Source organism: Spirillospora sp. NBC_01491, from assembly GCF_036227065.1.
GTDB classification, from domain to species: domain Bacteria; phylum Actinomycetota; class Actinomycetes; order Streptosporangiales; family Streptosporangiaceae; genus Spirillospora; species Spirillospora xylanilytica.
Genome location: NZ_CP109432.1, coordinates 943,762 through 956,124, shown reverse-complemented (window position 1 = coordinate 956,124; position 12,363 = coordinate 943,762). Strand labels below are relative to the sequence as shown.

Here is a 12,363-nt window from a genome sequence, read left to right as displayed (position 1 = left end):
CGCCCGGTCAGGCGTGGTCGCTGACGAGCTCGGCGCCGCGCGGGTCGGCGGCCCTGGCGCAGTGGGCCGAGCAATACCAGTGCCGGTCGACCTCGACCCCGTGCCCGACGACGCGGCACTCGCAGTGCTCGCAGATCGGTGCCATCCGGGTGATCGCGCACTCGAACGAGTCGAAGGTGTGCACGACGCCCTGCGCGTGCACCTCGAAGCTCATCGCGTAGTCGTTGCCGCAGACCTCACAGGCCGCCATCGACGGTTCCCCCAGTTCTCCGTCCGTCGCCTCCGTAGGCGATCTACCCAGATGGCGCGCGGTTGTATCCCCGGACGGCCCCGGGCTGGCCGAACACCGGTTCGCGGCCGTCCTCCAGGTAGAGCACGCGCTGCTCGGCGAGGGCCCGCAGGCTCGGCGCCATCCGGCGGGCGACGTGCGGCGGGGCCAGGTCGGGGATCCGCTCCGGGGCCACCAGCACGTGGCCCGACAGCTCGTCGGGCGGCAGCCGGATCGCGTCGAGCTCGGCACCTGTGATCGCGCCGCCGAAGACGAAGACGTTCACTGCGTCGATGCCGTCGCGGGGGGCGCCCCAGTCGACGCAGACGAGGCCGTCGAGCCGGGGGACGAGGCCGAGTTCCTCCTGGCATTCGCGCACGCACGCGGTCAGCGGGGACTCGCCCTCCTCGATGACCCCGCCCGGCAGGAACCAGCCCGCGCTGTAGGTGGGCTTGACCAGGAGCACCCGCCCCAGATCGTCGAGCAGCAGGGCCGACGCCGCGCCGCGCGTCCGCGGCAGCGAGGCGTAGTACTCAAGGTCGGGCATGCTCCGAGATTAGGCCGGATGGGCGCGCGCCCACCCGCCCGCGGCGGGGGTGGGGGCCGCATCCGTTCGCGAGATCGGCGGGCCGCCGCCAATCCGTTCGGTAACCGGCCCTGCGGCGACGAATGGGCCATGACAACGGTCGACAACGCTTGACACGTGATCGTCAAGAATTCTCGCCCGGGCCCGCCCGAGGCTCCGGAAGGTGCCGCCTGACCTTGGCGAACGGGCCGCCGTGAGCGGCTCTTGACCGGCAGGTCACACACGGGACACAAGGGGTATATCCGGCGCGAACGGGCTCGCTGTGCGTCCGGGACCCACCGCACCGTCCGCACTGCGCGCTGCGACACGGGACGACGCTGAGTGACGGCCGGCCGAGTGGGTCGCCGCCGGAGCGGGCGCCGAGACGGGACGCGCCCGCCGCGTGTGCGGAGACACGCGCGACCGCGGCGGGTTTTGTGCTTTTCGAAAGAATGCCGGGAATTCTTTCGGTGCGGATCGTCCGTCGGGCACGATTCGATTTCGCGGTGAGCGTCCTTTAACACGCCGGTGACAAAGGTGACGCAAACGCGAAACGGCCCCTGCTGAGGATCGGCTCATGGACCTCGGAGGGGGGCGGGCGGACCGGGCGCGGACGCTCCGCCTCGACCTTACAACGTCAAGGCCCGGGGCCGTGGCGTCGCCGACACTCGGCCCGGCCGCTTCACGTCCCGCGTCCTCGAGCCCGAACGCAGCAGATCCCGCCGGTCCCGGTGACCGGCCCCGCCTGGAGGTTGCCGCCCGATGACCACGACCCACGACGCCGTCCTCACCCGGGACCCGGCCGAAGACCGCGTGGAGGTGGCGTTCGCCCATGACCACCGAGAGTGAGCCGCTGGCCGGGTTCGCCGTCGGCGTGACCGCGGCCCGCCGGCACGAGGAGCTGACCTCGCTGCTGGAGCGGCACGGCGCGCGGGTGGTGCACGCCCCTGCGATCCGGCTCGTCCCGCTGCCCGACGACGGCGACCTGCTGACCGCGACCCGCGCGTGCATCGAACGGCCCCTCGACTACGCCGTGGTGACCACCGGCATCGGCTTCCGGGCCTGGCTGGAGACCGCGGACGGATGGGGCATGCGCGAGGCCCTCCTCGGCCGGCTCGCCGAGACCAGCATCGTGGCGCGCGGCCCCAAAGCGCGCGAGGCGATCCGCTCGGCCGGGCTCCGGGAGCGGTGGTCGCCGGCGTCGGAGGGCTGCGCCGAGGTGATCGACCACCTGCTGGACAGGGACCTGGACGGCGCCCGCGTCGCCGTCCAGCTCTACGGCGAGCGGCATCCGGAGTTCATCGAGGCGCTGCGCGACGCCGGCGCCGAGGTGATCGACATCCCGGTCTACCGCTGGTCGCGGACCGAGGACTCCACGCCGCTGCGCCGGCTCGTCGGCCAGGCCGTCACCGGGACCGTGGACGCGGTCGCCTTCACCAGCGCGCCCGCCGTCGCCGCGACGCTCGCGGTCGCGGCCGAGGACGGACTGGAGGAGCCGCTGCTGGAGGCGCTGCGCACCCACGTGGTGGCCGCCTGTGTCGGGCCGGTGACGGCCCAGGCCCTCACCGACCGGGGCGTGCCGACCGTCCAGCCCGAGCGGGCCAGGATCGGCGCGCTGGTCCGCGCACTGGTGTCCGACCTGCCGCTGCGGCGGGCCCGCCGGGTCCACGTCCGCGGCCTCCTGCTGGAGCTGCGCGGCCACGCGGTGGTGCTGGACGGGCAGCTGCGGCCGATCGCGCCGGCGCCGATGGCGATCCTGCGGGCGCTGGCGCGGCACCCCGGGCACGTGGTGTCGCGCGCGGAGCTGTGCGGGGTGCTGCCCGGCCGGCTGGTCGTGGGCGGCTCGCCATGGTCGCGGGACGCGCGCCCGCAGGCCGACGAGCACGCGGTGGAGATGGCGGTGGCCCGGCTGCGGCGTGGCCTCGGCCGCAACGGGATCGTCGAGACGGTCGTCAAGCGCGGCTACCGGCTCGCCGGCGACCCCCGGCCGGCCGGACAGCTCCGCGCGGGCCTCGGCGGCTGAACCCGGCGCCGGCCGCGGCGCCGGTCGCCGAGGGCTCTTGCCCCTACCGTGTCCGTCCATATCCGGGTGTTTTGCCAGGTCCGACCTAGCCTTCAAAAGGGGCCGCCGAACGCGCGGCCCGGTGAGGAAAGGGGAGTCGGACATGCCGGAAAGAACCTCGTACGAGCCCGGCACGCCGTGCTGGACCGATCTCGGCACGTCCGATCTGGAGGCGGCCATCGCCTTCTACGGTGCGCTCCTCGGCTGGCACACCCGGACCGAGCCCGATCCGGCCGCCGGGGGCTACACGATGGTCTCCCTCGCCGGCGATCCGGGCCGCCCGATCGCCGGGATGATGCCCCTCCAGGCCGAGGGGCAGCCGGTCCTGTGGACCACCTACATCAGCGTCGCCGACGCCGACGCCACGGCCAAGGCGGCGGAGGGCGCGGGCGGGCGGGTGTTCATGGGCCCGATGGACGTCATGGACCTCGGCCGGATGGCGCTGCTGGCCGACCCGTCGGGCGCGGCGATCGGCCTGTGGGAGCCGAAGGAGTTCTCCGGCGCGGCCGTGGTGAACGAGCCCGGCACCTACGTATGGAGCGAGCTGGCCTGCCGCGACGTGGAGGCCGCCAAGGAGTTCTACGGCACCGTGCTCGGCTGGCGGGGCGACACCCAGTCCTCCGGCCCGATCCCCTACACCGAGTGGGAGAACGGCGGCACGACCGTGGGCGGCATGATCGAGATGGGCGGCTCCTGGCCCGCCGACGTCGCGCCGTACTGGACGGTCTACTTCGCCGTGGCCGACTGCGACGCCACCAGGGCGCGGGCCGTCGAGCTGGGCGGCGCGGCGCCGGGCCCGGCCCTCGACATCCCCGTGGGCCGGATCGCCGCCCTGACCGACCCGCAGGGCGGCCGTTTCTCCATCATCCAGATGAACTCCTGACCGTCCGGCGTCTCCGGCTCCGTCGGCCGATCCGCGACGCCGAGGAGGCCGCATGACGGACGGGGAACCCGCCATCGAGGTCGCCGGACTGATCAAGCGGTTCGGCGACGCGGAGGCGGTGCGCGGGATCGACTTCGCCGTTTGGCCGGGGGAGGTCTTCGGCTTCCTCGGCCCGAACGGCGCCGGCAAGTCGACCACGATCAACATGCTCTGCACGCTGCTGCGGCCGACCTCGGGCTCGGCTCGGGTGGCCGGGTTCGACGTGGTGCGGCAGCGCGACGACGTGCGCCGCCGCATCGGCCTGGTCTTCCAGGACCCGACGCTGGACGGCTACCTGTCGGGCGAGCAGAACCTGCGCTTCCACGCAGAGCTGTACGGGGTGCCGCGCTCGCTCACCGCCGACCGCATCGGGCAGGTGCTGGAGATGGTCGGACTGTGGGAGCGCCGCCGCGATCTCGTGCAGACCTACTCGGGCGGCATGAAGCGCCGCCTGGAGATCGCCCGCGGCCTGCTGCACTCGCCCCGCGTGCTGTTCCTGGACGAGCCGACCGTCGGCCTCGACCCGCAGACCCGCTCGTCCATCTGGGAGTACATCCGTCACCTCAAGGAGACGGAGGAGATCACGATCTTCATGACGACCCACTACATGGACGAGGCGGAGTACTGCGACCGCATCGCGATCATGGACTCCGGCGTCATCGTCGCGCTGGACACCCCCGAGGCGCTCAAGGCCGGCGTCGGCAAGGACCGGGTGCAGATCCGCACCGCCGACGACCCGGCCGCGATCACCGCGCTGAAGGCCCGGTTCGGCCTGGAAGCCGTCGTCGCCGAGGGCGCGGTGACCTTCCCGGTCGCCTCGGGCGAGGTGTTCGTCCCGAGGCTGTTCGCCGAGCTCGGCGTCCCGATCCGCTCGGTGAGCGTGGCGCGGCCGTCGCTGGACGACGTCTACATGTCGTTCACCGGCAGCACGATCCGCGACGCCGAGGGTTCCGCCAGCGACCAGATGCGCCTGGCGATGCACGCGAAGGGACGATAGCCCAGCTCAGCACTCATATCTGACCCTTCTTCGGGCCGGGCCAGCCGATCCGAAGCAGCGGCGGCCAAACCCCGATCGCCGCTGGGAGACGGACGATTGGGAGACGATTGGGAGATGATCATGACGGGGGCACTCCTGCGATCTTCCGGCGCCGGCCCTCGGGAAGCCGGTTCAACAGCGGCACAGGCGAGGTCGGACTCATCGCCAGTCGGGCATCGAGCGCACTCTCCCACCGCCGCTGCAGCGCTGCCACCAGTTTGTCCCGCATCCGCTGGTAGGTCGTACCTGGGGAACCCGTGCTCGCGTGGCGGCCATATCGCCGAACCCACGGCCGGAGGCGGCGCCGGCCTCAGAGGTACGCCGGGCCAGCCGCCGCCGAGGTCGACCAGCACCGGCCTGGCAGTCCGAGGTTTGATGCGGCCTGCGGCGACCGTCGGGTGCGGGCCGTCGCAGGCCGGCGTCCAGCACGTGTCTCCGTGGGTCCGCCAGGCGGGATGGCCGCCCTGTTTCGAGCGCGCCGAAGAACCGCGGGTCGTCGTTGCGGAATGAAGCATCCTTGGGGAACTTGCAGCGGTACCCGGATCCGGCATTGTGGAGCTGGGTGTCGATCTTCAACTTGGTGCCCGTGAAGGCTGGCCGCTGGAGCCCCATGAGTTCGCCCCAGCGCAGCCCGCACATGCGCACAGCACCCACATCGCCAGGTCGATGTCGCGGCCGGTCAGCAGAGCGATCCGCTCGGCCGTCAGAAGGAGCTGCAGGGGAGTCGATCCGGCGAATCGTCCGCGCAGGCTCATCTCCCAGAGCCGGATCTCCCCGGGATCGGTGATGCTGTCGGGGGTGCGTTCTCCGAACCAGGGATTGATCCGCTGCTCGATGTGATGCCGGTAGTTCTTGACGCTGCTGTCCTCCAGTTGCTGGCTGGGCAGCCATGTGGTCAACAGCCATTCCCCCAAGGTGACGGCGTGTAGGGCCGGGTCGCGCTCACCTCGAAGCCGTCTGTCGGCCGCGCGTTGCCCCTCCAAAGCTCGCATCCACTCCTCGATGCTGCAGCCGTCGAGTACAGCGCCCTTCCACTCGGCGACTAGGAGCTGTTTCCTGGATCAGGTTCGGAGCCTAGGTGTCCTTGGCCGACCTGGCGACGGAGTACAGCGTCGGACGCTCCACCATCCACCGCATCATTCACGGTCCGGGGGACGGTCAGAGCTGATCAACGCGTGGTCCGCGCCTCCCCTGGAATCAGAGCTGCATGAGCTTGTTGATGAGGGCGGTGAGCTGGGCGCGTTCGCTGGTGGTGAGGGGGGCGAATGTTTCGTCCAGGTAGGAGGAGACAGTGCTCTCGGCCCCGGCGAGGCGTTCGCGGCCCTCGTCGGTGAGGGTGACGGCGTAAGAGCGGCGGTCTTCGGGGTTGCGTTCGCGGCGGACGAATCCGGACTGCTCCAGGTCATCGCACACGTTCACCATGACGCTGCGGTCGATGCGCAGTTCCTCGCTCAGCACCTGCTGGGAGCAGGGGCCGACGGTGTCGAGCATCTTGAGCACCAGGTGCTGGCCGACACCGAGGCCGTGCCGGGTGGCGTGGGCGTCGGCGGCGCGGGCCAGGTACGCCGAGGCGCGGCACATCGCGATGTCGGGACGTTCGGCCGCGAGCGCCGGAAAGTACGCCGGACGGGCGGTCTTGGACGGCATGGGTCTCCTGCTCTGTCGACCTGCCCGAGACTACCAGAACCATCTTTTGGGCGATTGTTTGACAGTAGATCATTGACGATCATACGGTCGTGATCGTCTGTCCATAGATTATCTGCTCAAAGATGGAGTGTTGTGGTGATGCGTTCCGGCCGCCGGGCGACGGCGGCCCTGATTCTGTTGTGCACGGCGGTGTTTCTGGACTCGATGGACCTGTCGCTGATGGGCGTGGCGCTGCCGGCCATCGGCGCAGATCTGGCACTGCCCGACAGCACGCTGCAATGGCTGATGTCCGGCTACGCGGTCGCCTACGGCGGGTTCCTGCTGCTCGGTGGGAGACTGGCCGACCTGTTCGGACGGCGCCGGATGTTCCTGGCGTCGCTGGCGGTTTTCGCGGCCGCGAGCCTGGCAGGCGGCCTGCTCTCGGACGGCTGGCTCCTGGTCGCCACCCGCGTGGTGAAGGGCATCGCGGCCGCGCTGACCGCCCCGGCGGCGCTGTCGCTGATCACCACGACGTTCCCCGAGGGGCCGCGCCGCAACCGGGCGCTCGGCGGGTACGCGCTGGCCGGGGCCACCGGCTACAGCGCCGGGCTGATCGCCTCCGGGCTGCTCACCGACGTGAACTGGCGGCTGGTGTTCTTCCTGCCGGTGCCCGTCGCGCTGCTCGTGCTGGCCGTCGCCCCCAGGGTGATCCCGGCAGGACGCACCGACGGCCCGCGCACCGGATTCGACGCGGCAGGCGCCGGCACTGTCACCGGCGGCGTCCTGCTGCTGGTCTACGCGCTCACCGAAACGAACTGGCTCGCCGGCGTGGCGGCGCTCCTGCTGCTCGGCGGGTTCGTGGCGATCGAGCGGCGCCGGCGGGATCCGCTCGTCCCGCTGGGCGTGTTCCGTTCAAGACGGCTCACCTCAGCGAATCTGGCCGCGCTGGCCTGGGCGTGCGCGACGATCGGCTGGCAGTTCGTGGCCGTCCTCTACCTGCAGGGTGTGCTGGGGTACTCGGCGCTGGCCACCGGGCTGGGGATCGTCCCGATGGGGTTGGCCATCGTCGTGACCGCCAACCTCGCCGGACGGCTGATCGGGCGCTGGGGTCTGCGACGCACCGCCGCACTCGGGCTGCTCGTCCAAGGCGCCGGGATCCTGCTGTTCCTGCGGGCGGGCGCGTCCGGTGACTATGCGACCGTGCTGCTACCCGCGCTCATCGTGCACGGGGTGGGCAACGGCCTGTCGTTCCCCAGCCTCAACATCGCCGCCGTCGGGAGCCTGCCCGACGACCGTCAGGGCCTGGCCTCCGGCCTGGTCACCTCCGCCGTCCAGGTCGGGGCCGGCATCGGCGTAGCGGTGCTGGCGGCCGTGATGGCCATCCCGGCGTCCCCGCTGGACGGCTACCGCGCGGCGTTCCTGACCGCCGGGACCTTCTCGCTGCTCGGCGCGTTCACCGCCTATCTCGGCCTGCGCGTTCGTGCCGAACCTGCGGCACCCGAGCCGACGCGCACCGCACCGACCTCCACCCGAGCCTGAGGACCACGATGACCCTCGACCTGACCCCCGACGAACTGCTGTCCACCACCCGAGCCGTCCGCAAGCGGCTCGACCTCGACCGGCCCGTCCCGCGCAAGCTCATCGAAGAATGCATCGACCTGGCCACCCAGGCGCCCACCGGACGCAACCGGCAACGCTGGCACTTCATTGTGGTCACCGAGCCAGGCCCGCGCCGCAAGGTGGGCGACGTCTTCCGCCGCGCGCTGGCCGCCGCCGAGGGCCAACCGCTGAACGAGCACGACATCCGCCGCATGAACCATGCTCCGCGCTCCACCCAGGGCGTGTTCGACGGACTGCGGCACCTGACCGACAACATCCACCGCGTCCCGGCGTTTGTCATCCCCGCCATCGAAGGGCGCACCGACCGCGCCTCGGCGGCCGTCCAATCCGGAACATGGGGGTCGATCCTGCCCGCGACCTGGAACTTCATGCTCGCCGCCCGCGCCCGCGGCCTAGGCACCACCTGGACCACCGCCCAAGGACCGCTCGAACGCGAACTCGCCGCCACACTGGGCGTCCCTTACGACAAGGTCATGCTCGCCGCGTTCATCCCGCTCGCGTACACCATCGGTACCGACTTCAAACCCGCGCCCCGCATCCCACGCGACCAGGTCCTGCACTGGGACCGGTGGTAGATGCCCGGCCGCCAGGCCAGGCACCTGGCCCAGGCGTGCCCGCCGAAGGCGCGCCCGTCGTCGCGCAGGCCCGGGGCCGCGCCCTCGCGGCCGTCGCCGGCGCGCTGGCCCTCGACCCGACGCTGGCCGAGCCGGACCGGTGCCGCGACCTCGACCTCCTCGGCGAACTGCTGCGCCAGCTCCGGCCGCTGGCCCGCGCGGCCGATACGAACTGGAGCGCCGCCGGCTCACCAGGATGCCCGGGACCGAGCGGCGGCTCGCGGTCATCGGCCGCACCAACCCGGCCGCACCCCGAAAGCTGGAGGCCCTGTCGCAGCGTAGGTGAGGAATGTGCAGGGTCTTGAGGATCCGGCCGTAGTGTGCGATCGCCTCGCCGAGCTGGGTGGGGTTGCCGTCTGCGTTGGCCGCGGTGGGTGGCTTTGATGGCGTAGGCGGGTCGGCCGTCTGACCGTTCGCTTGATGGTGGCTGGTGCTGCTGCCAGGGTGGTGCGGGCGTGACAGCAGCGCGGTCGCGCCCATGCCGTAGCGGGCCAGGTCCACCAGCCGCCGCTGGGTGGGGGTGCCGACCAGGGTGCCGTCGTCAGAGGCCGACCAGGCGAGGCGGGGGAGCCGGAGCAGGGGCTGGCGGACGAGGAGCTCGAGCGCTCGAAGCTTATCGACGGCGCGGCGAAGGTCGGCGTGTGACAAGGGTGGGTCATCCGGGCGTGCTGCCCGTGACCATGTCGTTCACCGGCACGACGATCCGCGACGCCGAGGGTTCCGCCAGCGACCAGATGCGCCTGGCGATGCGCGCGAGGTGACGGCAGCCCAGGTCATCGCCTGCATTCGACCACGTGCCGGAGCCTGGACCGTTCGAGCCGAAGCACATCTCACCATGGTGACGCATGGTGTTGACGTGCAGGACGATGCCAGTGGTCGTCAGCCCAGAGCGGCCGACCGACCTCACTCCTCCGCGATGAGTTTCAGGGCGAAGAGCAGCACGTGCTGCCAGTACATGACCGGGCTCTCGAAGGACGGTGGGTCGATGTCGCAGATCTCCGCCACCAGACGGCGGAGCTCCGCACCGATCTCGGCTGGTGATTCCTCGTCGTAGGAGGCGTACTCCAGGTTGAGGTCCTTCAACCGTAGCCAGACCCGGTAGAGGGTCTCGACGAACAGCTCCAGGGAACTGTTGATGAGTGCGCGGTTCCGCTTCTCGTCCCCCGGCTTGTACCAGTAGATGTGGTGCTCCGCTTGGGACAGGCAGGCCAGGCCGCCGATACTGTTGACGATCACGATGTCGTCCTCGATGTCCGGCGGATCGCTACCCGGCTCTCCGATGTCGAGGACCTGGGCGATGGTACGAGGCTGCTCGGTCCCGAGGTCGCCGAAGAACAGCACCTCCATGAGCGAGCCGGGCAGGCCCACCTCGGTCAGGACCCGCCGGTCTTCCGGATCGCCGAAGTGTCGCTCGGCGACCTCCGGCGGCATGGTCTCGACCCAATCGGAGCCGAATGCCGATACCAGTTCCGCATGGGTGACCATTTCGGGCTCCTTGGCGTCGGGACGGCGCGTTGCGCACCGTCCCGGTCCATGACATCGCGGCACGCTGGGGCTTCACCCACCATTCGGTCTTCACCCGCGCATTCCGCGCCGCCTTCGATGTTCCTCCCAGCGAATACCGCCATAGGGCGCTCAGCACGCAGTAGCGGCTCCGCCGTTCATCGCGATCGGCCGATCAGCAGTTCCACACCGTCGAGGATGCACCGCATGCCGAAGTCGAGTGCCTCGTCCTTGCCGGACGGGTCGGCCAATGCCTCGGTCAGCGTGGGGAATCGGTCTTCGCGTCCGGCCAGTAGCGCGTTCATGGTGTCGGCCATCGCCTGCTCCGGGGCGTCGGCAGGTGACACCGCAGCGTGCTGCGCGATCATCCGGACGTGGCCGGTGAGGGTGGCGGCCACGTCGAGTTTCTGCGGGCCGGTCAGTCCGGTGCCGGTGAGCGCGGCGGTGGCCTGTTCCAGCCAGGCGAGTTCGTTGGGACCGGTCGCGCGTGCCCCGACGGTGACCTCCAGCGCCCACGGATGCGCCTGGAATCGGGCGTGCAGCCGCCGCGCCCAGGCCTCGAGTCCCGGCCGCCAGGCGCCGGCGGCCGTCTCCGGGGGCGGTGGTTCACCGACCGCGAGATCGACCATCAGCGCGACCAGCTCCGCCTTGCCCGGCACGTAGCGGTACAGGGCCATCTTCGTGACGTCCAGCCGCTCGGCGACCCGTTGCATCGTCACGGCGGCGAGCCCGTCGGCGTCGGCGATCTCGATGCCGGCGGCGGCTATCGCGTCGAGGCTCAGTGTCGGTTTCGGTCCGCGTCTGGGCGCGGACCACTGTTCCCACAGCAGCGTGATCGCTGTCGTCTCGGCCGCCATCGGCACTCCCTTGCTTGAAGAGATCACTGTGTCTATCGTACACTGTGTCTTCTGGACACAATTGTTTGACAGGAGAGTGACGTGAGCGTTCCCGCCCTACGCGGCCTGCGAGTCCTGATCTCCGGCGCCGGCGTCGCCGGCCCCGCCCTGGCCTACTGGCTGGCCCGGTTCGGGGCCGACACCACCGTTGTCGAGGTGGCGCCCGCGCTGCGAACCTCCGGCTTCGCCGTCGACTTCCGCGGCCCCACCCACCTGGGCGTGTTGGAGAAGATGGGCGTCCTGGAGGAACTGCGCGCACGGCAGACCCACGGCGGTGCGATGCGCTGCGTGGACGAGCACGGCCGCCAGATCTTCCGGCTGCCCGCCGAGTTCGCCGGCGGCGACATCGAGGTACTGCGCCGCGACCTGTCCCGGATGCTCTACGAGCGCAGTGCCGAGCGCACCGACTACCTGTTCGGCGACGTGATCGCCAACGCGGCGGAGACCGCCGACGGCGTCCAGGTGGAGTTCGGCCGCCACGGTTCGCGCGCGTTCGACCTGGTGATCGGCGCCGACGGCCTGCACTCCGGTGTGCGCCGCCTCGCGTTCGGGCCCGAGCAGGACTACGTGCGACACCTCGGCTACTACCTGGCCGGCTGGCAACTGCCCAACACGCTGGGGGCGGACGCCACACCCCGGCAGTACAACGTGCCCGGACGGATGGTCAGCGTTGGAGCCGACCATCGCGATCCGGACAGGGCGGGCGTCTTCGCGATGTTCACCTCGCGGCGGCTGGACTACGACTGGCACGACCTCGACGAGCAGAAGAAGCTCATCGCCGACGCGTTCACCGGCCTGCGCTGGCATGTGCCGCACCTGCTCGACGGCCTGCGCGACGCACCCGAGGTGTACTTCGACTCCATCAGCCGGGTCCGCGTCCCCGCCTGGTCATCCGGCCGAACCGCGCTGCTCGGCGACGCCGCCTGGGGAGTGACGCTCGGCGGCATGGGCGTGGGGACGGCCATCGTCGGCGCCTACGTACTGGCCGGCGAACTCGCCGCCGCCCGCGGCGATCACCGCGTCGGCCTCGCCGCCTACGAGAACCGCTTGCGGCCCTACGCCGCCAGATGGCAGCGCGGCGCCAACCCCGGCAGGTTCCTCGCCCCGGCCAGCCGTCTCGGCCTGCGCAGCCGCAACACGCTGTTCGCCAGCCGCCTGGGCCGGCGGCTCCTGATCAGCAGCACCAAGTCGCTGGCGACAGACACCGGCCTGCCCGAGTACGCCGCGGACCGGACCCTCTCCTGATCACGC

At 71.1% G+C, this 12,363-nt stretch carries 13 protein-coding genes; 7 read left to right on the top strand and 6 right to left on the bottom strand.

Annotated features, from left to right (window positions below):
- Positions 1 to 7: 7 nt before the first annotated feature.
- Positions 8 to 250, bottom strand: coding sequence for a hypothetical protein (locus OHA34_RS04655; RefSeq protein ID WP_285943076.1), 243 nt, complete (start codon positions 248 to 250; stop codon positions 8 to 10).
- A 43-nt stretch (positions 251 to 293) separates the two neighbouring features.
- Positions 294 to 815 carry an NUDIX hydrolase gene (locus OHA34_RS04650; protein WP_329520813.1) on the bottom strand — a complete coding sequence of 174 codons (522 nt, stop codon included), beginning with the start codon at positions 813 to 815 and terminating at the stop codon, positions 294 to 296.
- Between the two features lie 850 nt (positions 816 to 1,665).
- Between OHA34_RS04650 and OHA34_RS04645 the strand changes: the two genes are divergently transcribed.
- The 3 genes from OHA34_RS04645 to OHA34_RS04635 all read left to right on the top strand — a co-directional run bounded on the left by OHA34_RS04645 (position 1,666) and on the right by OHA34_RS04635 (position 4,814).
- Positions 1,666 to 2,856 (top strand): uroporphyrinogen-III synthase, encoded by a 1,191-nt coding sequence (locus tag OHA34_RS04645; RefSeq protein ID WP_285943080.1) that lies wholly within the window; start codon positions 1,666 to 1,668, stop codon positions 2,854 to 2,856.
- Positions 2,857 to 2,998: 142 nt separating this feature from the next.
- Complete coding sequence (locus OHA34_RS04640) at positions 2,999 to 3,778, top strand: VOC family protein (RefSeq protein WP_285943081.1); 780 nt, start codon at positions 2,999 to 3,001, stop codon at positions 3,776 to 3,778.
- Between the two features lie 52 nt (positions 3,779 to 3,830).
- Complete coding sequence (locus tag OHA34_RS04635) at positions 3,831 to 4,814, top strand: ATP-binding cassette domain-containing protein (protein WP_329520812.1); 984 nt, start codon at positions 3,831 to 3,833, stop codon at positions 4,812 to 4,814.
- Between the two features lie 611 nt (positions 4,815 to 5,425).
- On the opposite strand, the gene OHA34_RS04630 is transcribed toward OHA34_RS04635, so the two are convergent.
- Both OHA34_RS04630 and OHA34_RS04625 read right to left on the bottom strand, forming a co-directional pair.
- Entirely contained in the window at positions 5,426 to 5,752 is a 327-nt protein-coding gene (locus OHA34_RS04630) for a hypothetical protein (protein WP_329520811.1), read from the bottom strand.
- 298 nt (positions 5,753 to 6,050) lie between these two features.
- A complete protein-coding gene (locus OHA34_RS04625; RefSeq protein WP_285943087.1) occupies positions 6,051 to 6,500 on the bottom strand; it encodes a MarR family winged helix-turn-helix transcriptional regulator in 450 nt (149 codons plus the stop codon).
- 189 nt (positions 6,501 to 6,689) lie between these two features.
- Here OHA34_RS04625 and OHA34_RS04620 point away from each other — a divergent pair, with 189 nt between their 5' ends.
- A complete protein-coding gene (locus OHA34_RS04620) occupies positions 6,690 to 8,018 on the top strand; it encodes an MFS transporter (RefSeq protein ID WP_329520810.1) in 1,329 nt (442 codons plus the stop codon).
- Between the two features lie 8 nt (positions 8,019 to 8,026).
- On the top strand, positions 8,027 to 8,674 hold the full coding sequence (locus OHA34_RS04615; protein ID WP_285943092.1) for a nitroreductase family protein: 648 nt from the start codon (positions 8,027 to 8,029) through the stop codon (positions 8,672 to 8,674).
- A gap of 942 nt (positions 8,675 to 9,616) precedes the next feature.
- On the opposite strand, the gene OHA34_RS04610 is transcribed toward OHA34_RS04615, so the two are convergent.
- Entirely contained in the window at positions 9,617 to 10,198 is a 582-nt protein-coding gene (locus OHA34_RS04610; protein WP_285943095.1) for an SUKH-4 family immunity protein, read from the bottom strand.
- 29 nt (positions 10,199 to 10,227) lie between these two features.
- On the opposite strand from OHA34_RS04610, the gene OHA34_RS04605 reads away from it, so the two are divergent.
- Entirely contained in the window at positions 10,228 to 10,362 is a 135-nt protein-coding gene (locus tag OHA34_RS04605) for a helix-turn-helix domain-containing protein (protein ID WP_329520809.1), read from the top strand.
- A 12-nt stretch (positions 10,363 to 10,374) separates the two neighbouring features.
- Here OHA34_RS04605 and OHA34_RS04600 read toward each other — a convergent pair whose 3' ends face one another.
- Positions 10,375 to 11,100 carry a TetR/AcrR family transcriptional regulator gene (locus OHA34_RS04600; protein ID WP_285943096.1) on the bottom strand — a complete coding sequence of 242 codons (726 nt, stop codon included), beginning with the start codon at positions 11,098 to 11,100 and terminating at the stop codon, positions 10,375 to 10,377.
- Positions 11,101 to 11,154: 54 nt separating this feature from the next.
- Between OHA34_RS04600 and OHA34_RS04595 the strand changes: the two genes are divergently transcribed.
- The gene (locus tag OHA34_RS04595) at positions 11,155 to 12,357 is read left to right on the top strand and encodes an FAD-dependent monooxygenase (RefSeq protein ID WP_329520808.1); all 1,203 of its coding nucleotides are present in this window, start codon (positions 11,155 to 11,157) and stop codon (positions 12,355 to 12,357) included.
- Positions 12,358 to 12,363 lie beyond the last annotated feature (6 nt).